This window comes from Ruegeria profundi, assembly GCF_001507545.1.
In the GTDB taxonomy this organism is placed as follows: domain Bacteria; phylum Pseudomonadota; class Alphaproteobacteria; order Rhodobacterales; family Rhodobacteraceae; genus Ruegeria; species Ruegeria profundi.
Genome location: NZ_LQBP01000001.1, coordinates 633,112 through 655,666 on the forward strand (window position 1 = coordinate 633,112; position 22,555 = coordinate 655,666).

Here is a 22,555-nt window from a genome sequence, read left to right on the forward strand (position 1 = left end):
CCCATGCATCACCCTCCGCCACCCCTGACCCGTGATCTGGTTTTGATTGGCGGAGGTCATACGCACGCGCTGGTGCTGCGCAAATGGGGTATGAACCCCCTGCCCGGTGCGCGGGTAACGGTTATCAACCCCGGCCCCTCAGCGCCCTATTCCGGCATGCTACCCGGTTTCGTTGCGGGACATTACGAGCGCTACGAGCTGGACATTGATCTGGTGCGCCTGGCCCGTTTTGCAGGCGCGCGCGTTATCCTTGGGCCGGTTGAGGGCATCGACGCCGAACAGCGACAGGTTCACGTTCCAGGAAGGCCGCCTGTTGAATTTGATGTGGCTTCGGTCAATGTGGGGATCACATCCGATATGCCTGCCCTGCCGGGCTTTGCCGAACACGCGGTTCCGGCCAAACCGCTGGGGCCGTTTGCATCCCGTTGGGCAGACTATCTGAATGGCAGCGGCACCGCCTCGGTTGCCGTGATTGGCGGCGGTGTCGCGGGGGTCGAGCTGGTGATGGCAATGGCCCACGCCCTGCGGTCCAAGGGCCGTGCGGCGCAGGTAACACTGATCGACAATGCCGATGCCCTGACAGCAACAAAAGCCAAAGCAGCAGCAACGATCCGTCAGGCGATGACCGATTTGGGCATAGACCTGGTCGAACAGACATCGATTGCGCGTATCGCGAAGGATCATATCATCCTTGAAACCGGCCAGCACGTTCCTGCTGCGTTCGTAACCGGTGCCGCCGGTGCCCGCCCGTATGACTGGGTTGCGGATACCGGGTTGGATTTGCAGGACGGCTACATCCGGGTGAATAGCTATCTTCAATCCAGCGACCCCGCCATCTTTGCCGCCGGGGATTGCGCCCATCTTTCAGAGAACCCACGCCCCAAGGCCGGGGTTTATGCGGTGCGTGAGGCTCCGGTTCTGTTCCACAATTTGCGGGCGGCTTTAGGGGCCGGGGAGATGCGGCGATACAAGCCGCAGAAAGACTATCTGAAGCTGATCTCGCTGGGCGGTAAATCCGCGCTGGCCGAAAGGTTCGGCACCTCGTTCAGCGGTCCTTTGATGTGGAAATGGAAAAACCATATCGACCAGACCTTCATGAACAAGTTCCGCGACCTGCCAGCAATGGCGCGCCCGGATTTGCCGCGTCACCATGCAGACGGGTTGCAAGAGGCATTGGGCAACAAGCCGATGTGTGGTGGCTGCGGGGCAAAGGTCGGACGCGGCGCGCTGCAATCCGTTCTGGGCACCCTGCCCTCACCAAAGCGTAGCGATGTGATACCTTTGCCCACTGATGATGCGGCTTTGCTGACAACGGGTGGCGCACGTCAGGTTATGACGTCGGACCATCTGCGCGGGTTTACGGATGATCCGGTGTTGATGACACGTATCGCTGCCGTACACGCGCTGGGGGATATCTGGGCCATGGGTGCCAGCCCGCAAGCGGCAGCCGCAACGATCATCCTGCCGCGCATGTCGCCCGATCTACAGCGCCGCACCCTAGCCGAGATCATGGCCACCGCCGCAGAGGTGATGGGCGATGCAGGGGCCGCGATCGTGGGTGGCCACAGCTCGATGGGGGATGAGATGACCATCGGCTTTACCCTGACCGGCCTGTGCGAGAACGATCCGATTTTGCTGTCCGGCGCGCGCGCCGGCGACGCCTTGATCCTGACCAAGCCGCTGGGCAGCGGCGTGCTGATGGCCGCTGAGATGGCAGGTCAGGCAAACGGCGCCTGGGTTGCCAGCGCATTCCGGCAAATGGTCCAGCCGCAGGGTGAGGCGGCGCGCATTCTGGCCGGAGCGCATGCGGTGACGGATGTCACCGGGTTTGGTCTTGCCGGGCATCTGCTGGGCATGTGCGAGGCGTCGGATTGCGGCGCTGTGCTGGATTTGGACGCGATACCATTGATGACCGGCGCGCTGGAATTGTCTAATCGCGGTGTCAGATCCACGATTTTTGATGATAACCGCGCAATCGCGCCTGATCTGCCCACGGGCGGCAAGGCTGATCTGTTGTTCGACCCGCAAACCGCCGGAGGTCTGCTGGCTTCCGTTGCCACCGAACAGGGGCAGTCGCTGTGCGAAAAGCTGCGGGACGCGGGCTATCCAGCAAGTGTTATCGGCCATGTAACCAGCAAACCTGGCCTGCGCCTTCAAAGCTGATCCAGAAATTGCCCTATCCGCGTGGCGGCGTCATTCAGGCCCGCCTCATCAAGGGTTGGTATGTTCACCTGCGCAATTACCTTTGCATTTTGTGAGCGGTTGGATTTTGCATATGACAGGTCGTAATGCTGTTCCATCAACGCCCGCGTCAGCGCCTGCTTGTCCCCGGCGTCGATCAGGGCAAGCCAGCCGTCCACAACTTCGTGCCCGCGATGAACGCGCAGCGGAGACAGGCGTTCCCGCAGCCGATCCGCATCGGACAGGATATCCTCATAGGCACTGGCCAGATAAGCGCTACGCGCCGCAATTGGCGCTAATATCCGGATACGCGGCGCGGCGCGCAATGCGGTCCACAGGCTTGGTGGCAGGATACGCGCACCGATCTTGGACGACTCGGCCTCGACCACCACCGGATGCGCTGGATTTAAAGTGCTCAAAGCCGCGGCCAGAGCGGATTCGAACGCTTTCTGGCTGGGCTGACCGCCCGGCATCTCGCCCAAAAGCGAGCCTCGGTGATTGGCCAGTCCTTCGAGGTCAAGCACCTGCAAATCGCGCGATTTCAGATGCCCCAACAGGTCGGTCTTGGCCGTACCGGTATACCCATCCAGCGCAACCAGCTTATACGGCAAGGGGTCATCATAAAGGTATCGCTTCACCAGACGGCGATACGATCGATAGCCGCCTTCGACCACTTCTGCCCGCCAGCCGATCTGCCGCAGCATCCAGGTAAATGACCCCGATCGCTGCCCGCCGCGCCAGCAATAGATCAAAGGCTTCCAACCACCTTCATGATGCGACAGGCTGTGTTCGATATGATTGGCCGCGTTTCGAAAAACCAAGGCCGCGCCCAGCTTACGCGCCAGAAACGGGCTTTCCTGTACATAGATGGTACCCACACGCGCGCGCTCTTCGTTGTCCAGAACCGGCAGGTTAATCGCGCCAGGCAAATGGTCTTCGGCATATTCGGCCGGGCTGCGCACGTCGATCACCGTGTCGAACGTGTGCGCATACAGGTTTTGCAGGTCAGCGAATTTCAGAGCCATTCAAACGGTCTATCCTGCGATCAACGGAATAGGAAGGCGCGCCGTTAGGCCGGGATCGGTTCAATCAGGTCAGGCCCGCTGGCTCGGTTCGAGTTCACCGCAGGGTCAACGCGGTAGAAATCCAGAACATCTTCGGCCCCGGGTTTCATCAAACGCGCGGCCCCCTTGCCAGCCTCACCCAGCCAAAGCGGCCAGTCTTCCTGCTCAAGGATGAGTGGCATCCGATGGTGAATAGCGCTTAGATGGCGGTTGGCTGGCGTTGTTACGATCGCGCAGGTGCCTTGGCGCGCGTCTTCAGCGCCCCAATCCTGCCAAACCCCCGCAAAGGCAATCGGTGCACCGTTTTGTCTATGAATGTACCAAGGCAGACGCGAACCCTGTTCGGTCTTGGTCCATTCGTAGAACCCCGTCGCCACGATCAGACACCGCCGATCACGACAGGCCGCCCGGAATGCAGGCTTTTCCGCCAGCGTTTCGGCCCGAGCATTGATCAGCAATGGCCCTGCGGTCTCGGTCTTGTACCAATGCGGCAGAAATCCCCAGCGCAACGGGTCCAGCCTGCGCCCGGTCTCTCCGCTGCGCACGACATGGACCTGATTTGTTGGACATACGTTGAAGTTTGGAACGGATGGCAGCGTATTCGCAGGCCGCGCAGAAAACAGCTGCGCCATCGCGTCGTTGGGAAGGGTTATTGCAAACCGTCCGCACATGAGTAATGAACCATCAATAGTTGTTTCAAAAAGGCACAGGGTGTCACGGGGTCTCATGCAGAATCAAACAGCGAAAACCCTCAAAGGCAAGGCAGTAGCGGCTTTGGACGCAGGTAAGCTGCAGCAGGCTTTGAAAAAAGCGCAGCTCGGCGCAAAGAAATTCCCCAATGACTCGGATTTTCACGCGATTTCGGGCTTTGTGCTGACCGAGATGAAGCAATACAAGAAGTCCATTCCTCACTTCGTCGAGGCGTCACGGATGAAGCCTGACGATCCGCAATTCGTAGAAAATCTGGCCAATGCGCTGATGCAGACAGGGCAAATTCCAAAAGCGCTGGAGTATATTGAGCAAAAGCTGGAACAGTTCCCCAATAATCAGGAACTGAACCGCGTTCTGGATGAAATTCACCTTAAGGGCGACAACTGGCGCATGATGATCGAACATGCGAGCAAGAAGCTGGAAAATGAGCCCGATGATGTGAAACTGCTGGCCAAGCGCGCGCGGGCCTACGCAAAGATCGGATTTGTCGAGGAAAACACGCGCGATATCGCCCGAGCGTTTGAACTGGCCCCGGATGATATAAAGATCGCCTTCCAAAAGTCTTTGAACCTTCACCAAAGCGGTGACAAAAACGGATCAAAAGACCTCTTGCAAAGCATTTTGCAGAAGGAACCGGGACATATATCGGCCCTGCTGCAACTGTCGACGGTTGCCACCAAAGAGGACGCGCCACAGCTTTTGGATGCAGTTGAAACCGCAATCTCAAACAGCGAGACTCAACATCACGAGCTGGCGTTTGCACAGGCGCATCTGATCTCGAAGATCAGCGGGATGGATGCGGCGATGCCGGCGTTTGAGCAGGCCAATGCCCTTCAACATGAGGGGAATCCTTATAACCCCACAGCCGAAGAGGAAAAGCTGAACAGGGTTATCGGCCTGTTCCCGGTGGATCATCCGATTCCCAGCTCGGGTATCAGCGACGTGCCGGTTCCGGTGTTTGTCGTGGGGCAACCCCGATCAGGCACGACATTGATGGAAATGATGCTCAGTTCGGCCCCGGATATCGCCGGCTGCGGGGAATTGACAATCGGGGCAGACCTTGCCCGCGAATATACGTCGCAAGGTAAAAAATTTGGTTCGGAAGACGCAGCGAAATACGCAGAGGAATTCCGCAAGCTGATGCCGCCGATCCCCGATGGATCGGTCGCTTTTGTTGATAAGCTGCCGCACAACTATCAGATCATCGGCTTCCTTTTGTCTGCCTTCCCCAATGCAAAGATAATCAATATGTTGCGTGACCCGCGCGATGTCGGATTGTCCAAGTGGATCAGGCGGTTCCCGGCGGGTGGGATGCGGTATGCCTCGAACCTGTCGGCAATCGCGCATTCTGCGAATTTGTATCGCCGTTACATTGCCCATTGGAATGCCGTTTTCCCGGGCCAAATTCTGACCGTTCCATATGAAAAACTGGTGGCCGATCCAAAGACCTACAGCCAGAACGTCGCCGCATTCTGCGATCTGGAATGGAGCGAGACCATGATGCACCCGGAAAAGAACACCAAACAGGTTCGAACAGCCAGTATCGATCAGGTGCGCAACAAAATCTCGACCAAATCGGTCGGCGGGTGGCAGAGCGTATCCGAGCACCTGCAGCCGATGCTTGACGGTTTCGATCCGGTACTCTGGCCGGAATACAACTTGGGGTAGGCCGCAGACACAAAGGCCGCAACCAAGGTTGCGGCCTTTTCTTTAGCTCAGCACGGGCTTATTTCTGCTTGATGCGCCCGTCGACGTAAGGCTGGTAAGGTGCATTCTCCGCCAGATATTCTGCCGTCACATCCGCCAGGTCCGGTCCAAAATCATAGGCGTTTTTGTCGTTACCTTCGAACATATGATAGCCGTCTCCACCGTTGCGGACATAGTTGTTCGTGACCACCAGATAGGTCGCCGCCGGATCAATCGGGACAAATCCGTCACCATCTGCCACCATGACCTCGGTAATGCGACCTTCGTTTGGCGCAACCGAAGGGTCCCACGTGAAGGTCATACCAGCAACTTGCGGAAAGCGGCCCTTGACCTCTTCGACCTGGCTGACGCCGTTCTCCAGCGCGTCGATCACGCCCTGACCGCTGATCTCAAACGTTGACAAGGTGTTCTGGAAGGGTAGCACCGTCAGCACCTCACCCATTGTCACCTCACCCGAGTCAATCGATGCCCGCAGACCGCCCGAGTTGGCAATCGCAAGCTGAACACCCTGGTCAGCAACCCGTGCCAACATGGCGTCGGCCACAAGATTACCCATCTCGCACTCCTGCACGCGGCACACGGCCCGGTCGCCCTCAATCGCAGCGGCAGAACTGGCGACAACTTTCTTTTTCGTCTCTTCAATGGGGGCACCCATTTCGGCCACGCGCGCAGCGACTTCGGCATCGGGCTCAACAGACGCGTCCAGCAAAATAGGCTCACCCTCTGCCGATGTGAGGTTCCCCTCGTCGTCAAAGGTCAGCGTCACCTCACCCAGATACTTGGAATAAGCATAGGCCTGTAACACAGGAACATCACCGACCATGACAGGGTATGAGCCCGCCGCGCCTTCTTGGGTGTTGGACAGCAGCGTATGAGAATGCCCGCCAATCACAAGATCAAGGCCCGGCACTTTCTCGGCTATCTCGATATCTTTGGCCAGCCCCACATGGGTCAGTGCGATTATGATTCCGACACCTTCGGCTTGCAGCGCCTCGACATCCGCGGTCAGGCTGTCGATTTCGTCCTGAAACACAACGTCCTTGCCGGGGCTTGATGTCTCGACCGTATCAGTCGCCAGAGCCGAGATGATACCGACCTTTTGCCCGCCAACATCCAGCACCACGTGGTTTTCAACCTTTCCCTTAAGCTCAGTTGAAGAGGACAGGTCAAGGTTGCCGGAAATCACAGGAAAGCTGACCGCATCTATGAACGCAGCCAGACCTTCCGGGCCATCGTCGAATTCATGGTTGCCCACCGCCATGACGTCATAGCCGATGGCGTCCATAAACTCGGCCTCAGCCGCGCCTTTGTAGGTTGTATAGAACAACGAGCCTTGAAACGGATCACCCGCGTCCAGCAGCAGATAGTTCTGGTCCGCCAGTTCATCCCGCTTGGCGTCAACCATCGTTTTTAGCCGGGCAACGCCGCCAAAGCACTTACCCTCAGCCTCATCTTCGGCGTCACAAGTCGAATCGTATTTATTGATGGATTCAATACGGCTGTGCAGATCGTTCGTATGCAGGATCGTCAATTTGTATTCGGCGGCGGCCATGCCTGCAGTCAGGCCCAGAACCGCGACTGACGCCAGAAAACGGGTGAACATCTTCATACTCCTTGTTTTTTGATTGGCGTGATGTTGCGCGCCCTGACAGGAAGAGTCAAAGGGGGAATACAACCTTGATTCTGCTCATCGCGCGGGGCATCACGACCGCATGCTGATTTACAAGATTTTCCGGTCCGATGAATGGGCCGCGTTACAGGAAAACGGCGCGTCAGACGGCGCAACGATTGATATTGCTGACGGCTATGTCCACTTCTCGACCGCCGAACAAGCGGCCGAGACAGCCGCCAAGCATTTTGCCGGGGTCGAGGGGCTTACCCTGTTGGCCTGCGACGCCGATGCGATGGGCGACGATCTGAAGTGGGAGGTTTCGCGCGGAGGTGCCCAGTTCCCTCATCTCTACCGCCAGCTTCGGATCACCGACGTTGTGTGGTCGCGCCCCTTGCCCTTTGACGGGCAAGCCCATCGATTCCCAAAGGAGCTGGAATGACCACTTTCATCGACCCCGACCGCGCCCAGTTCGAAGCGTTCAAATCGCTGGACCGCGACCATCCGATCGAAATGCTGAACCTTGTGAAGTTTCGTGAAAAAGCCGAGTATCCGACCGGACACGAACTGGCGGATGCCGGGCTGAGCGGAGCGCAGGCCTATCGTAAATACGGGTCCGAAACGGCCCCTATCATCGCTCGCCTCGGGGCGTCGATCTTGTGGCGCGGGGCATTTCAAACCACGCTGATCGGTCCACAGGATGAAACTTGGGATGCGGTCTTTATCGCCCGCTACCCAACTGCACACGCGTTCTTGGAAATGGTGACCGACCCGGTCTATCAGGCCGCTGTCATTCACCGACAGGCCGCAGTAGAAACCTCACGCCTGATCCGGTGTGCGCCGACAGAGGGTGGAGAGGCTTTCGGATGAAGCTGACTGAGAAACTGGGTCTGGCGCTCCTGCACAGAATGGACCCCGAAGCCGCCCACGGCATGTCGATCAGAGCACTGAAAGCCGGATTGGCCCCAACGCCGGGGGCAGTAACATCGCCCCGCCTGAAAACAACCGTGGCCGGGCTGGATCTACCCAATCCCGTTGGTCTGGCAGCAGGTTTTGACAAGAACGGTGAGGTTCTGGCTCCTTTGTCCCGCACAGGCTTTGGCTTTATCGAAGTGGGTGCCGTCACGCCTCGCCCGCAGCCCGGTAACCCCAAACCTCGCCTTTTCCGCCTGTCCGAGGACAAGGCCGCCATCAACCGCTTTGGCTTTAACAACGAAGGCATGGAGGCCATGGCTCACCGTCTGGCCAATCGCCCCAAGGATACCGTGATTGGTCTGAACCTTGGCGCGAACAAGGACAGTGACGACCGCCCGGGTGATTTCGCCAAGGTGTTGGCTCGTTGCGCCGCGCATCTGGATTTCGCCACGGTCAATGTGTCTTCGCCCAACACCGAGAAACTACGGGATTTACAAGGCAAGGCGGCGCTTGGCGCGCTGTTGGGCGGTGTGATTGAAACCCGAAACGACTTGCCCCGCCCAATCCCGATTTTCCTGAAAATTGCGCCTGACCTGTCCGAGGCCGAACTGCACGACATCGCTGAAGTGGCCATTGAGACCGGTGTGGACGCGGTGATCGCGACTAACACCACCCTAAACCGCGATGGGCTGCACAGTGTTCACAAGGGTGAAGCGGGCGGTCTTTCCGGCGCTCCCCTTTTTGAGAAATCGACCCGGGTTCTTGCGCGGCTTAGTCATCTGACAAGGGGCGAAATCCCACTTATCGGCGTCGGTGGCATAAGCAGCGCGCAACAGGCCTATGCCAAGATTTGCGCCGGGGCATCCGCCGTTCAGCTATATACGGCGCTGGTCTACGGGGGTATCTCATTGGCGGCTGAAATTGCCAAAGGGTTGGATGACCTATTGGCGCGCGATGGGTTTAATTCTGTCGCACAAGCCGTTGGAATCAAAAGAGAAGACTGGATATGATCACGTACTGGCACAATCCCCGCTGTTCGAAATCCCGCACCGGGCTGGAGCTGCTTGAGCAGAACGGCGCGCAAGTTGAGGTGCGTAAATACCTTGAGGATGCGCCCTCGGTCGATGAACTGCGCGACGTGCTCAGCAAGCTTGGCATCGAACCTATAGACATGATGCGGACGGGGGAGAAGCGGTTCAAGGAACTGGGTCTATCCAAATCCTCACCTGCGGATGAATTGATTTCCGCAATGGCCGAGAACCCAATCCTGATTGAGCGACCACTGGCCATTGCAGGTGACAAAGCTGCCATCGGGCGTCCACCGGAAGAGTTGCTGTCGCTGCTTTAACCCACCTGCGCCTCAAGCCTAGGATAACGCCAGCCCAAGGTAACACCGCGCGCGATGTTCAACACCATCAGCGCGGCCCAAAGGCCGTGGTTGCCCAGCGCCGGCACCAGAACAAACAAGGCGACCACGTAGATTGCAACCGACTGGATCATCGCGTTGCGCATGGCGCGGGTCCACGTCGCACCGATATAGATACCGTCGAACATCCAACTGGCGACGCCGATGACCGGCGCCAGTGCGACCCAGATCAGGTACTCGCGCGCGGCGACGCGCACCTCTGGCGACGTGGTCATCACATCGATCAAGACAGGTCCGGCAAGGAAAAACGCCGATCCCAGAAGCACAGCGCCGCCTACCCCCCATTGCGACGCCATGATCGACGCGCGCCGCACTCGGTATCGGTCACGCGCGCCGACTGCACTGCCGACGAGCGCTTCTGCGGAAAAAGCGAACCCGTCCAGGGCAAACGCTGTAATTTCAAGAAATTGCAGCAACACCTGGTTGGCGGCGAGGTTCACATCCCCCAGATCCGATCCGACAAACAGAAACGTGGTGAAAGAGCCAGTCAGCAAGACCGACCGGATCATGATATCGCCATTCACCTGCATCATCCGCCGCAGACGCGCCGCGTCGAATATGCGCGGCCAGTCGCGCCATTGGTTCCCGCCGAACGCATTGCGACATAACCAAAGGCCCAGTGCCAGCCCGGTCCATTCGGCAATCAGGGTGGCGATAGCGACGCCCTCAACCCCCCAGCCAAGGCCCAGAACGAACCACAGGTTCAGCACGACATTCAGCCCGTTCATCCACACTTGCAGAGCAAACACGCCCCGTGTCCGTTCGACCGCGATAAGCCAGCCCGTGACCGCATAAAGCGCAATCGTAGCGGGCGCACCCCAAATTCGGATTTCCAGATAATCGCGCGTCAACGCTTCGACTTCGGGGCTGGCGGGCGACAGGGCAAACGCACCCAAGAACACCCACACCTGGACCAGGATAAACACCATCCCCGCCGTACCGCCCAACAGCAGCCCACGCATCAAAAGCGCGCCCGTTTCCGCCGTATCACCGGCCCCACGCGCCTGTGCCGCCAGCCCCGTCGTACCCATGCGCAGAAAACCAAAAATCCAGTAGATGCTGGCCAGAATGACAGCGCCCATACCCACCGCCCCGATCGGTGCCGCCTGCCCCATCTGACCGACCACACCAGTATCGACCGCGCCCAGAATTGGAACTGTCGCGTTGGACAAAACGATCGGAATTGCGATCTTTAGCACCCGTCTGTGCGTCAGGGGCGCCGCGGCATCCTGCATCGCAGTCTACTCTTTTATCGGTTCGGATTGCGGCATAAGGAAATGCCCTGTGGCCTGCGCAATCGGGCGCGCGTGATTGTCCTGCCAGGCTTCAACCCGGACCGAAGCGTATCTGCGGCCAGACCGGCTGACGAAAGCGCGTGCATAGGCATCCCGAGGCAAGCCAGAGCGCAGGTAATCAACAGTGAAATCGACGGTTTTCGGGAACCGTATCGTTTCAGCCTCGAACAGGTCTTCAGGATCAATCTCACCGCTTTCGATACGGGGAAAGAAATACTCCCAACTCAGCGTAATCACAGCGGTGACTTCCAGGAATGCCGCCGTGACGCCCCCGTGCAGTGCGGGCAGTAGCGGATTTCCAATCAGCTTGTCGTCAAAGTTCAACACGCCCGTCAGCTCATCCCCGCGTCGGTCGAAGGTAATGTTGAGAAAGCGGATATAGGGCACCCCCTGCACAATCGCGTTCAGGGCGGCGTCACGACGTTGCTTGACAACCTGCATGGGTTCGGGACGAAGGCGCGCCATCACAGCCCCTCCACCGTGAAGGCTCCTGCGGCGGTCGCCACCGGTCGGTTCCGGTCATCATCCATCGCAGTTGCACGGACAAAAGCAACATTGCGGGTAATGTGATAGCAGATGGCGTGGGTCGTGATGTTCTGCCCCGGCGTTGCCGCGCGCATGTAGTCGATCCGCAGGTCTATGGTGGCCGTCGCGCCCGGGGCCGAGGGGTGGCTCATGACAGCAGCACCGCAGCAGGTATCCAGCGCCGCGAAAACGGCCCCGCCGTGGATCACGCCAGTTCTGGGATCTCCGACCAGATCAGGGTTGTATGGCATGGTGATTTCAGCCTCACCTTCGCTGATTGTGGACAAGTTAAGCCCAAGCGCCTTGGCATGCGGGATCGCCTCAATGAACCGGCGCGCAATCGCTACTTTGTCGACCATGTATATGTATCCCTTCGATTTCACCCTTTATGAGCCTGTGCCCCACAAAAGGGCAAGACCGCCTGTTGCGCTTGTCGTCACGACACCCTAGTTTGCAGTCGAGGAGACCCGAAATGACTGACAACCGTTTGTCATTAAACGAGATGTGCGAAAAGTTCGATGTAACCAAGCGCACCTTGCGATATTATGAATATATTGAGCTATTGAACCCCGAGCGCGAAGGCCGTACCCGTTACTATGGACCTCGTGAATGCGCGCGGATGAAATTGATCATGCGCGGACGGCTTTTTGGCTTTTCATTAGAAGAAATTCGTCAATGGCTGTTGATCTACGAAGATCAGGGGAACCGGGCCCAGATGGCCGAGTTCATCAAGCTGGCCGACCGCCAAATGCCGGAACTTGAAAAGCAGCGTCAGCAATTGGACGAGGCGATGGAAGAACTCCAACGCCTGCGCGAACAGACGGCTAAATCGCTTGGCTGATCCCTTTCGGGGCTAGGTTACAGGTATCGCTTGCCAATTCGTCTGGGCTTTTGGCCCTGTCTGACGCTGTGTGTCGCTCAGCCATCCATCAAAATTCCGTTACGTCACGCCTTGAGCCGAAGGCAAACCACATCTTGACGCAAGAGGAAGTTACGTAAACTTTCAGAGTGACGTAGCGTTTGCATTACGTGAACGTCATCTACGTGTTGTAACCTGCGCATCGACTGCGCACCTGACTGATTAGACGCCAGTGACGAAAGTACTGAAACCATGACCGAAGATCTTATGACCATCCGTGAAATGTGCGAGACATATGATGTCACGCCGCGCACCTTGCGTTTTTACGAGGCCAAGGAGCTTTTGTTTCCAATCCGCGAGGGGCAGAAACGTCTGTTCACCAAACGTGACCGGGCGCGTCTCAAGCTGATCCTGCGCGGCAAGCGTTTCGGTTTCAGCCTGGAAGAGATCCGGCAGCTACTGGACCTGTACCATGTGGGCGACCAGCAAATGACCCAGATGACCCGGACCTTCGAAATCGCAAGGGAACGTCTGGCAGATATGGAAGCCCGCCGTGAAGAACTGACTCAGGCCATTGACGATCTGAAAGAACAGCTGCGCTGGGGCGAGAAAGTCATCGCCTCGATGAAGAATGAGAAAAAGGCCGCTGAATAACCCTCACGGCCTTATCCCCGGACATCTGAATTTAAGGGAGCTTCAAATGCCCGTCTATAATGCGCCTACCAAAGACACTCAGTTCATTTTGCATAATGTTCTGAAAGTATCGGAATCCGACATTCCGGGATACAGCGAACTGGAGGCTGAATTCACTGGCGCCGTGCTGGAAGAAGCCGGCAAGGTCGCCACGAACGTTCTGCACCCGCTTAACGTTGTGGGTGACACCGAAGGGTGTCGGCTGGAAAATGGCATCGTGTACACACCCACAGGGTTCAAAGGTGCCTTTGAGCAGGTGAAAGAAGGTGGCTGGACCGGTCTCGACATGCCCGAGGAATACGGTGGCCAGAACATGCCATACGTTATGGGCACCGCAGTGGGCGAGATGTTCTCGGCCGCGAACCAGGCCTTCACGATGTACCAGGGTCTGACGCACGGTGCCGCATCCGCCATTCTGGCGCACGGCACTGACGAGCAAAAGAACAAATACCTGCCCAATATGGTCAGCTGTGAATGGACCGGCACCATGAACCTGACCGAACCGCATTGTGGCACGGATCTGGGCCTGATGCGCACCAAGGCCGAGCCGCAGGGTGATGGCAGCTACAAGATCACTGGCCAGAAGATCTTTATCTCATCCGGCGATCACGACATGGCCGACAACATCATTCACCTGGTGCTGGCCAAGATCCCCGGCGGCCCCGAGGGCATCAAGGGCGTGTCGCTGTTCATCGTTCCCAAATTCATCGTCAATGAAGATGGGTCTCTGGGTGAGCGCAACGGTGTTTCGGTCGGCAAGATCGAAGAAAAGATGGGTATCCACGGAAACTCCACCTGCGTCATGAATTACGACGACTCCACCGGATGGTTGCTGGGCGAGGAACACAAGGGCATGCGCGCCATGTTCACCATGATGAACGAAGCGCGTCTGGGTGTAGGCATGCAGGGTCTGGCGCAAGCCGAGGCCGCGTTCCAAAACGCACTGGAATATGCCAAGGATCGGCTGCAGGGCCGCGATGTGACCGGTGTGAAAAACCCTGACGGCCCCGCCGACCCGCTGATCGTACATCCCGACATCCGCCGCAACCTGATGGATCAGAAAAGCTTTACCGAAGGCGCCCGCGCGTTCATCCTTTGGGGCGCGACCATGATCGACAAGGCGCACCGGTCGAGTGACAAGGATGCGGATGGTCTGATCTCGCTGCTGACCCCGGTCATCAAGGGCTTTCTGACAGATCAAGGCTATGACATGACCGTTCAGGCCCAGCAGGTTTATGGTGGGCATGGCTACATCGAAGAATGGGGCATGTCGCAATACACGCGCGACGCCCGGATCGCGATGATCTACGAAGGTGCAAATGGCGTTCAGGCGCTGGACCTTGTGGGCCGTAAGCTGGCTCAGGACGGCGGCAAGCACGTGATGGCGTTCTTCGAAATGGTCAAAACCTTCTGCAAGGAAAACGGTGGTCAAAACGAAGCCTATGACAAAGCCTTTATCGAACCGTTGAAAGCTGCGTCGAAAGACCTGCAAGCCGCTGGCATGTACTTCATGCAGGAAGGCATGAAGAATCCGAACAACGCGCTGTCTGGCTCTTATGACTTCATGCATATGTTTGGCCATGTCTGCCTGGGCCTGATGTGGGCGCAGATGGCCAAAGCCGCGCAAGACGCTCTGGATGGCGGTGCCTCGGACACGGAGTTCTACGAGACCAAGATCAATACCGGCCGATTCTACATGGCGCGTCGCCTGCCCGCCACGTCCATGCACCTTGCGCGCATTCAGACTGGCGCTGATACGGTCATGGCGCTTGAGGCCGCAAACTTTTGATCTCAATTCGGCCCGTGGGCACATGCCCCGGGCCGGACTTTCGGAGGAGAGAGAAATGCCGAAACGATTTCGCCTGACACGCCGCTTTCCCGTCGCCATGACCGAGGACGGATACCGTAAGCTTCGCGGCTTCGCCCATGAGGCGGGTCTTGACGAAGGTGAGGCGCTGTCTTTCCTGTTCGAAAACTTCGACAACATCATTCATGAGGATAAACTGACCCGCCGACTGCGCGCCTTTAATTCCGAGCTAGAGGCGCGCAAGCGCTGACAGCTTTCGTCAAACTTGCTTTCGATATGCGTGTTTTCAGCAAGACGAACCCTGCCCACCTGAAAGGTTCAGCTTTCTCGAAATACGCGTGTTTCGGCACCGCACCACACGCCTTTGGAAGGACGATCCCATGACCATCAAACTTCACTGCTTCGGAGAAAGCGGGAACTCTTACAAGGCCGCTTTAGCGCTCGAATTATCCGGCCTTGAGTGGGAACCTGTGTTTGTCGATTTCTTCAACGGCGCAACGCGCACGCCCGAATACCGGGCCGAAGTCAATGAAATGGGCGAAGCGCCCGTCATGATAGATGGCGATTTCCGCACCAGCCAGTCCGGTGCCATTCAGGCCTATGTGACCGAGAAATCGGGTAAGTTTGGCGGCAAGGACCGGGATGAGAATTATGAAATTTTCCGCTGGGTTCTGTGGGACAACCACAAACTCAGCTCGATGGCCGGGGTCACCCGGTTTCTGATGAACTTTCTGCCACCCGAGCACCGCAATGCCGACGTGATCGCATTCAACCAGGGCCGCCTGAAAGGCGCCTATCAAGTTCTGGAGAGCCACTTGAGCGAGCGCGACTGGATCGTCGGTGACGGTGTCACCAATGCCGATATCAGCTGTTGCGGCTACCTGTATTACCCGGAACCGTTTGGCTTTGACCGCGCCGACTGGCCCAATATCGACGCCTGGCTGACCCGTTTGTCGGAACAGCCCGGCTGGAAACACCCCTATGACCTGATGCCCGGCAACCCGTCGGATCGAGCTTAAGGAGAAGACCCATGACCGAAGCTTATATTTATGACGCCCTGCGCACCCCGCGCGGCAAGGGCCGCAAGGACGGCAGCCTGCACGAGGTAACCTCGGTGCGCTTGTCCGCCCTGACGCTGAACGCGGTGAAAGAGCGCAACAATCTGGAAGGCCACGCCGTTGAGGATGTGATTTGGGGCAACGTCACTCAGGTGATGGAGCAAGGCGGCTGTCTGGCGCGCTCGGCGGTTCTGGCTTCGGATCTGGATGAGTCGATCCCCGGCTTGGCGATCAACCGTTTCTGCGCCTCGGGCATGGAAGCCGTGAACCTGGCCGCGAACCAGGTCAAAGGCGGCGCGGGCGAAGCCTATATCGCGGGCGGTGTCGAGATGATGGGCCGCGTGGCCATGGGCAGCGATGGCGCGGCCATTGCGGTTGATCCGACTTTGGCGATGGAGACCTATTTCGTTCCGCAGGGTATCTCGGCCGATATCATCGCCACCGAATATGGCTTCAGCCGTGACGATGCTGACGCGCTGGCCGTTGAATCGCAGAACCGTGCCGCGAAAGCGTGGGAAGAGAACCGGTTTGAGAAATCGGTCATCACCATCAAGGACCAGAACGGCCTGACCATTCTGGATCGCGACGAATACATGCGCCCCGGCACCGACATGCAAAGCCTTGGCGCGTTGAATCCGTCCTTCCAGATGATGGGTGAGCAGATGCCCGGCTTCGACAAAGTCGCGATGCTGAAATACCCGCATCTGGAGCGGATCAACCACATCCACCACGCGGGCAACAGCTCGGGCATCGTGGACGGTGCGGCGGCTGTTTTGATCGGCAACAAAGAGTTCGGTGAGAAATACGGCCTGAAACCGCGTGCCCGCATCAAGGCGACCGCCAAGATCGGCACCGACCCGACCATTATGCTGACCGGTCCGGTTCCGGTGACCGAGAAAATCCTTGCCGATAATGGCATGCAAATCGGCGATCTGGACTTGTTCGAAGTGAACGAAGCCTTCGCCTCGGTCGTGCTGCGGTTCCAGCAGGCGTTCGATGTCGATCCGGCGCTGGTAAACGTCAACGGCGGCTCAATCGCGATGGGCCACCCACTTGGTGCGACCGGTGCGATGATTATCGGCACGCTGCTGGATGAGCTGGAGCGTCAGGACAAGGAAACCGGTCTGGCCACGCTCTGCATTGCGTCCGGCATGGGTGCGGCAACCATTATCGAGCGGGTCTGATGCCCAAGCTGGATCTCTCTCAGATCCCGTTTCAGGGGGGATCGTCCTATCCCGGCAAGCTGGCCGAGGCGACCGCAGGTCGTTTCGTGCAGCGTGTGGGCGATGCAGGCGGGCTGACTCAATACGGGGTCAACATCGTGCGGTTGGAACCTGCGGGGATGTCCTCGTTGCGCCACTATCACATGATGCAAGATGAGTTTGCCATCATGCTCAGCGGCACCTGCGTGCTGATCGACGACGATGGTGAGCATGAGATGCTGCCCGGTGACTGCGCCGCTTGGCCTGCTGGTGAGGCCAACGGCCACCACCTTGTGAACAAAACCGATGCGCCCGCGACCTTTCTGGTGGTGGGCACTCGGACCCCGACCGAGACCGGCTATTACAGCGACATAGATATGATGGTGAAGGATGATGAAAACGGATTCTCTTTCACCCGAAAAGACGGCAGCCCGCTGACGGCTGACCAGATTGGAGATGACAATGACTGATTTCACTCTGAGCAAAGACGCAGACGGCGTCGCCTTTGTGACCTGGGACGCCCAGGGCAAATCCATGAACGTACTGACCCGCGAAGCCTTTCAGGAGGTCAGCCAACTGATCGATCAGGCGCTGGAGGATGACGAGGTCAAAGGCATCGTTATTACCAGTGGCAAGGAAGGCTCGTTCGCCGGTGGTATGGACCTGAATACTTTGGCGACCATTCGTCAGGAAGCGGGCGATGAACCAGCGCAGGCTCTGTTCGATTTTGTGATGGGTGGCCACCACATCCTGCGCAAGTTGGAACTGGCGGGCATGGACCCCAAGACCAAGAAGGGCGGCAAGCCGATCGCCTGTGCGATCAACGGCACCTGCGCCGGGATCGGGACCGAGATCGCTCTGGCCTGTCACCACCGCGTCATGACCGACAACCCGAAAGCCAAAATTGGCTTGCCGGAAATCCTGTTGGGAATTTTCCCGGGCGGCGGCGGCACCATGCGCTATAGCCGTATGGTAGGTGCGATGGCGGCGGCCCCTGTCCTGCTGGAAGGCAAGATGATGGACCCGAAGAAAGCCAAGGGCGCGCAGCTGATCGACGCCGTGGCTGATGATCCGGTTGCGGCCGCGAAAGAGTGGGTTCTGAACGCGAAGGACGCCGATCTGGTCAAGCCTTGGGACGCGAAGGGTTACAAAATGCCTGGCGGGGCACCCTATCACCCTGCTGGCTTCATGACCTTTGTCGGTGCCAGCGCAATGGTGCACGGCAAAACCCAAGGTGCGTTCCCGGCGGCCAAGGCTCTGCTGAGTTCGATCTACGAAGGCGCGCTGGTCGATTTTGACACCGCCCTGCGGATTGAGGCGCGGTGGTTCACCTCGATCCTGATGAACCCATCCTCGTCGGCCATGATCCGCTCGCTTTTCCTGAACAAGGAAGCGCTGGAGAAAGGCGCTGTCCGTCCCAAGGATGTGCCCGATCAACGCGTCAAAAAGGTTGGCGTTCTGGGTGCTGGCATGATGGGCGCTGGTATCGCGCTGGTTTCGGCTCAGGCTGGGATGGAGGTTGTTCTGGTCGACCGCGACCAGGAAGCCGCCGACAAGGGCAAAGCCTATACCGAGTCCTATCTGGACAAGGGCATCAAGCGCGGCAAAGCCACCCCTGAGAAGAAAGAGGCGATGCTGGGCCAGATCACCGCGACCCCCGATCTGGATCAGCTGAAAGGCTGCGATCTGATCATCGAAGCCGTTTTCGAAGACTTGGGCGTAAAGGCCGAGATGACCAAGAAGGTCGAGGCGATCATCCCGGAAGACTGCATCTTTGCCTCGAACACCTCGACCCTGCCGATCACCGATCTGGCCAAAGCATCCGCACGGCCCGAGCAGTTTATCGGAATCCACTTCTTCTCACCCGTTGAGAAGATGTTCTTGGTCGAGATCATCAAGGGCAAGGAAACCGGTGATCGTGCCGTCGCCAAGGCACTTGACTACGTGCGCCAGATCAGAAAGACCCCGATCGTCGTCAACGATGCGCGCTTCTTCTACGCCAACCGCTGCATCATCCCCTACATCAACGAAGGTGTCCGGATGATTGCCGAGGGTGTGAACCCGGTGCTGATCGACAATGCTGCGCGTCAACTGGGTTTCCCGGTTGGTCCGATCCAGCTGACCGATGAGACCTCGATTGACCTGGGCGCTAAGATTGCGCGTGCCACCAAGGCAGCGATGGGCGATGATTATCCGGAAAGCCCATCCGATGACGTCATCTTCTGGATGGAGGAACAGGGCCGTTTGGGTCGCAAGGCCAATGCGGGCTTTTTCGACTATGACGACAAGGGCAAGCGCGTCGAATACTGGAAAGGTCTGCAAGAGAAATACCCGCATGCCGAAGACCAGCCCGACCTGATCGAAGTGCAGGAACGTTTGATGTTTGCTCAGGTCCTTGAAGCGGTCCGCGCGCTGGAGGAAGACGTTCTGGAAGACATCCGCGAAGGCGACGTCGGCGCGATCCTTGGTTGGGGCTTTGCACCGTGGTCAGGCGGCCCGTTCAGCTGGTTGGACATTATCGGTACGCCTTATGCCGCCGAGCGTTGCGATCAATTGGCCCAAGCCTATGGCGAACGGTTCGCCTGCCCGCCGTTGCTGCGCGAAATGGCTGAAAAGGGCCAAAGCTTCTATGGTCGCTTCAACCCCGAAGCCAAGGCCGCCTAAAGAAAAACGCTGGCGCGTGCCCCCTCGCGCCAGCGTTTGCTTGCTGTCTCAGATACAGCTTCCCATTCAGGTTCTGATCACGGGACGACCCGGGCGTCCGGGACGACGAGCCCCCCTCACCGGCCTTGCCGGAACAATGGCGTGATCGAAAATCGGTGCGGGCAAGGACCCCAGAGAATTGGCCAGAACGGCAACATCTCTGCGCTTTGCTGTCAGAGAAATCAATTCCGCTGCAGCCTCGGACCCGACTACCTTATAAGACGCGCGACCGGGAATGGTGCGCGACCCAAAGCGCCCCGAGGGGCAGAAGGCGCGAAACCCGCCTTCGATATAGATCACCTCGTCCTGTTCGAAAAACAGGGTTGAGATGTCAAAATACGAGGCCGGTACATCTGACGTGATCCGAAACATGCCGCTTAGCAGTCTTGCCGATACAACAGGCAGGCTGACCGGCAACGCGATTGGATCATGACACAGCTTGGTGTTGTCCAACGCCACGCCCTGCTCTGGCATCAGCCAGACCGGCCTGTCATTGTAGGCCATGTGCGATGGCACGCGGATCGGCATATTCTCGGCCTTGGTTTCATCCGGTGGCACAGTGATGCAATCCGTTGCAACGCGGCTTACCGCCTGAAACCCATTGTCCATTGTGCGTATCAGGTCACCGGGCTGTATCTGTTCTACAGGCTTCCACCCACCATTCGTGGAAACCCTGGTTCCATGGACCAGACCGCCCCGGCGCGCATTCAACGCGGCCTGCGGTTCAGCCGTACCCCGGGCGTCAGGACGCGGGGGAAAACTTATGACACTCTCAACTTTCACCAAAAACCGAACCCACTATTTACTCAAAACCACTAAGAATGATGAGTAACACAGAGCCCGACGCGGTGACTTATTTTTGACATATTAAGGCCGGATTTAGGCCATTTCTGCCGCAATATGCGCAGAAAATCCAAACAACATCGGAAGAAAAATGCTCATTAGGATAGATTTGGAAACTATGCTTCGCCTTCTGGATCAAACGCATACCCGAATCTTGCGATATCCTCATTGCAGGCTTCGGCGACCACCGAAGCCGACCGATCAGTATAGTAGTGACGATAATCTTTCTGTCGCTGTGACCGGTTCAACCGAGGCAAGGTCAGGTTGAACCCAAGGTGATCGAACAAGGCGTTCGCATCCTGATTGAACTGTTCCAGCCGAATATAGTGCTGACATTGCTCAACCCCATCTGCGCGGGTCATATACCGCCGGGCGGGGTTCAGTCGAAATGACTTTACCGTGTCACGGTGCAGAACAAACTCCTCAAAATTCAACCTCTGCGCCAGCGAAACTGCGGGGTGGTCAAAGCGTTGAACGCGCAGCCAGTGATAGTAGCTGACGATCCGGTCCCACGGGTTACGCACCATTGTGAACGTGGTCAGGGATTGAAGTTCGTCTATCGAAAGAACCCCGTCGATATCGGCCAGGGTTGAATGCTTCCACAACCGTCCCTTACCCGTCAAAGCCTTAGCCCTTTTGCGTCGTTTTATAGCTTTGGGCGTATCTCCGAACAGGATGTCATCCTTCATCGCACGATCTTCCAAGGCCTGTGCCAAAGACGTGCCGCCCGTCTTTGGAATATGGACAAACACGTAGCGACGCCCGCGCGAAATGATCATGCTGCCTCTCCGAGCGCTACGGCGCTTTTTGACCGCCAAACATACATCGCGACCGCGCGTTACGATATCCAGCACATTTTCAAAACGGCGCGCAACAGGTTTGCGCCTTTGGATTTTCGCATGTTAAGCTGACGGAAAATAATCACGAGCACCCCCACCTTGAAAACGGCCCTTAAACAGTACCAGCGGATTGAGGCCACCGGTCTGTGGCGCCCCTCGCCGGATATGCAACGGCGCGAGGTGGTGGTGTCGATTGGCGAGGCCACGCTGACAATCTCGGACTTCAACGAACAGGCGTTGACGCATTGGTCTCTGGCTGCGCTCGAGCGGCAGAATCCCGGTGGGTTTCCGGCCATATTCAACCCGGACGGTGATCCGGCTGAAACGCTGGAGCTGGCAGAAACCGAAACCACGATGATCGAGGCGATCGACCGGCTGCAACGGGCCATCGAACGGGCACGGCCGCATCCCGGCCGACTGCGTTGGGTCACTGTCGCCGGGGTGTTCGCCGCCGTGGCCGCCTTGTTGCTGCTTTGGCTGCCGGTTGCCTTGCAGAATCATGTCATCTCGGTTGTGCCGGACATCAAACGTCAGGATATCGGAAACACGATCCTTCGTCGGATCGAGAGGGTCTCGGGCCGTGCGTGTACGTCAAACGACGCACAGGCCGCTTTGGACCAGTTGGCTGCTCGCACTGGTGTTCGGAAAATCGTCATTCTGCCCGCGGGGGTGCAAACCAGCCTGAGCCTGCCCGGAGGCATTGTTCTACTGAACCGGGCGCTCGTTGAGGATCACGAGGATCCCTCGGTCGCCGCTGGCTACATCATCGCAGAGCGTGCCCGTACTGAGGCGCAGGATCCGCTGGATGACCTGTTGGATCGTACCGGCGTCACAACGGCTTTCCGGCTGCTGACAACCGGAGAACTGACGCCCGAGATCATCGACACTTATACCGAGCAGGTTCTGTCCGAACTTCGCCCATCCTTACCCGATGATGAAGTGCTGGAGGTCTTTGCACAAACAGCGCTTCCATCGACGCCATATGCCTATGCGGTGGATGTCACCGGTGAAACGGTTCTAGGCCTGATCGAGGCGGACCCGATGGCAGGGCGCCCCCTGCAGCAGGTTCTGCCGGACCGCGACTGGGTCCGGCTCCAAAACATCTGCGGGGAATAAAC

General features: G+C 58.1%; 23 protein-coding genes. 15 read left to right on the forward strand and 8 right to left on the reverse strand.

Annotated elements, in window-relative coordinates; all coding sequences use genetic code 11:
* Positions 1-3 precede the first annotated feature (3 nt).
* Complete coding sequence (gene selD / locus AVO44_RS03120; RefSeq protein ID WP_068332330.1) at positions 4-2,163, forward strand: selenide, water dikinase SelD; 2,160 nt, start codon at positions 4-6, stop codon at positions 2,161-2,163.
* Here selD and mnmH read toward each other — a convergent pair.
* Positions 2,154-3,206, reverse strand: a complete 1,053-nt coding sequence (gene mnmH, locus AVO44_RS03125) for a tRNA 2-selenouridine(34) synthase MnmH (protein ID WP_068332333.1) — start codon at positions 3,204-3,206, stop codon at positions 2,154-2,156. The two genes, selD and mnmH, sit on opposite strands and share 10 nt — an antisense overlap.
* Before the next feature lie 44 nt (positions 3,207-3,250).
* A complete protein-coding gene (locus tag AVO44_RS03130; protein WP_068332336.1) occupies positions 3,251-3,916 on the reverse strand; it encodes an SOS response-associated peptidase in 666 nt (221 codons plus the stop codon).
* Between the two features lie 55 nt (positions 3,917-3,971).
* Between AVO44_RS03130 and AVO44_RS03135 the strand changes: the two genes are divergently transcribed.
* A complete protein-coding gene (locus AVO44_RS03135) occupies positions 3,972-5,624 on the forward strand; it encodes a tetratricopeptide repeat-containing sulfotransferase family protein (protein ID WP_068332339.1) in 1,653 nt (550 codons plus the stop codon).
* A 58-nt stretch (positions 5,625-5,682) separates the two neighbouring features.
* Here the strand turns inward: AVO44_RS03135 and AVO44_RS03140 are convergent, their stop codons facing one another.
* Positions 5,683-7,266 (reverse strand): bifunctional metallophosphatase/5'-nucleotidase, encoded by a 1,584-nt coding sequence (locus AVO44_RS03140; RefSeq protein ID WP_068332706.1) that lies wholly within the window; start codon positions 7,264-7,266, stop codon positions 5,683-5,685.
* Between the two features lie 109 nt (positions 7,267-7,375).
* Here AVO44_RS03140 and AVO44_RS03145 point away from each other — a divergent pair, with 109 nt between their 5' ends.
* Genes AVO44_RS03145 through arsC form a run of 4 tightly spaced genes read left to right on the forward strand, consistent with a single transcriptional unit; the run spans position 7,376 to position 9,535 of the window.
* On the forward strand, positions 7,376-7,714 hold the full coding sequence (locus AVO44_RS03145; protein ID WP_068332342.1) for a DUF952 domain-containing protein: 339 nt from the start codon (positions 7,376-7,378) through the stop codon (positions 7,712-7,714).
* Complete coding sequence (locus AVO44_RS03150; RefSeq protein ID WP_068332345.1) at positions 7,711-8,142, forward strand: DUF1330 domain-containing protein; 432 nt, start codon at positions 7,711-7,713, stop codon at positions 8,140-8,142. The genes AVO44_RS03145 and AVO44_RS03150 overlap by 4 nt, the downstream gene beginning before the upstream one ends.
* Positions 8,139-9,197, forward strand: a complete 1,059-nt coding sequence (locus AVO44_RS03155) for a quinone-dependent dihydroorotate dehydrogenase (protein ID WP_068332348.1) — start codon at positions 8,139-8,141, stop codon at positions 9,195-9,197. Before AVO44_RS03150 ends, AVO44_RS03155 begins: the two co-directional genes overlap by 4 nt.
* Entirely contained in the window at positions 9,194-9,535 is a 342-nt protein-coding gene (arsC, locus tag AVO44_RS03160) for an arsenate reductase (glutaredoxin) (protein WP_068332351.1), read from the forward strand. The genes AVO44_RS03155 and arsC overlap by 4 nt, the downstream gene beginning before the upstream one ends.
* Here arsC and AVO44_RS03165 read toward each other — a convergent pair.
* From AVO44_RS03165 to AVO44_RS03175, 3 genes are read right to left on the reverse strand one after another with little or no spacing between them, the layout of a single operon-like run.
* Positions 9,532-10,848, reverse strand: coding sequence for an MATE family efflux transporter (locus AVO44_RS03165; RefSeq protein ID WP_068332353.1), 1,317 nt, complete (start codon positions 10,846-10,848; stop codon positions 9,532-9,534). The genes arsC and AVO44_RS03165 overlap by 4 nt on opposite strands.
* Positions 10,849-10,854: 6 nt before the next feature.
* Positions 10,855-11,373, reverse strand: a complete 519-nt coding sequence (locus AVO44_RS03170) for a PaaI family thioesterase (protein WP_068332355.1) — start codon at positions 11,371-11,373, stop codon at positions 10,855-10,857.
* Positions 11,373-11,792: a PaaI family thioesterase gene (locus AVO44_RS03175; protein ID WP_068332357.1), complete on the reverse strand. Its 420-nt coding sequence runs from the start codon at positions 11,790-11,792 to the stop codon at positions 11,373-11,375. The genes AVO44_RS03170 and AVO44_RS03175 overlap by 1 nt, the downstream gene beginning before the upstream one ends.
* Before the next feature lie 113 nt (positions 11,793-11,905).
* Here AVO44_RS03175 and AVO44_RS03180 point away from each other — a divergent pair, with 113 nt between their 5' ends.
* The 8 genes from AVO44_RS03180 to AVO44_RS03215 all read left to right on the forward strand — a co-directional run bounded on the left by AVO44_RS03180 (position 11,906) and on the right by AVO44_RS03215 (position 19,716).
* Positions 11,906-12,274: a MerR family transcriptional regulator gene (locus AVO44_RS03180; protein WP_068332359.1), complete on the forward strand. Its 369-nt coding sequence runs from the start codon at positions 11,906-11,908 to the stop codon at positions 12,272-12,274.
* Between the two features lie 270 nt (positions 12,275-12,544).
* Positions 12,545-12,946 (forward strand): MerR family transcriptional regulator, encoded by a 402-nt coding sequence (locus tag AVO44_RS03185; RefSeq protein WP_068332361.1) that lies wholly within the window; start codon positions 12,545-12,547, stop codon positions 12,944-12,946.
* A gap of 46 nt (positions 12,947-12,992) precedes the next feature.
* Positions 12,993-14,774: an acyl-CoA dehydrogenase C-terminal domain-containing protein gene (locus AVO44_RS03190; RefSeq protein WP_068332363.1), complete on the forward strand. Its 1,782-nt coding sequence runs from the start codon at positions 12,993-12,995 to the stop codon at positions 14,772-14,774.
* 55 nt (positions 14,775-14,829) lie between these two features.
* Entirely contained in the window at positions 14,830-15,042 is a 213-nt protein-coding gene (locus tag AVO44_RS03195) for a hypothetical protein (protein WP_068332367.1), read from the forward strand.
* Between the two features lie 130 nt (positions 15,043-15,172).
* Complete coding sequence (locus AVO44_RS03200) at positions 15,173-15,811, forward strand: glutathione S-transferase family protein (RefSeq protein WP_068332370.1); 639 nt, start codon at positions 15,173-15,175, stop codon at positions 15,809-15,811.
* 11 nt (positions 15,812-15,822) lie between these two features.
* Complete coding sequence (locus AVO44_RS03205; protein WP_068332373.1) at positions 15,823-17,034, forward strand: acetyl-CoA C-acetyltransferase; 1,212 nt, start codon at positions 15,823-15,825, stop codon at positions 17,032-17,034.
* On the forward strand, positions 17,034-17,522 hold the full coding sequence (locus AVO44_RS03210; protein ID WP_068332376.1) for a cupin domain-containing protein: 489 nt from the start codon (positions 17,034-17,036) through the stop codon (positions 17,520-17,522). Before AVO44_RS03205 ends, AVO44_RS03210 begins: the two co-directional genes overlap by 1 nt.
* Entirely contained in the window at positions 17,515-19,716 is a 2,202-nt protein-coding gene (locus AVO44_RS03215) for a 3-hydroxyacyl-CoA dehydrogenase NAD-binding domain-containing protein (protein ID WP_068332379.1), read from the forward strand. The genes AVO44_RS03210 and AVO44_RS03215 overlap by 8 nt, the downstream gene beginning before the upstream one ends.
* A 66-nt stretch (positions 19,717-19,782) precedes the next feature.
* Here AVO44_RS03215 and AVO44_RS03220 read toward each other — a convergent pair whose 3' ends face one another.
* Together AVO44_RS03220 and AVO44_RS03225 are read right to left on the reverse strand one after the other, a co-directional pair.
* A complete protein-coding gene (locus tag AVO44_RS03220; protein ID WP_233421903.1) occupies positions 19,783-20,538 on the reverse strand; it encodes a Hint domain-containing protein in 756 nt (251 codons plus the stop codon).
* A 176-nt stretch (positions 20,539-20,714) separates the two neighbouring features.
* Positions 20,715-21,377: a sulfotransferase family 2 domain-containing protein gene (locus tag AVO44_RS03225; RefSeq protein WP_068332382.1), complete on the reverse strand. Its 663-nt coding sequence runs from the start codon at positions 21,375-21,377 to the stop codon at positions 20,715-20,717.
* Between the two features lie 159 nt (positions 21,378-21,536).
* On the opposite strand from AVO44_RS03225, the gene AVO44_RS03230 reads away from it, so the two are divergent.
* Positions 21,537-22,553, forward strand: coding sequence for a hypothetical protein (locus AVO44_RS03230; protein WP_068332385.1), 1,017 nt, complete (start codon positions 21,537-21,539; stop codon positions 22,551-22,553).
* Positions 22,554-22,555: the final 2 nt, after the last annotated feature.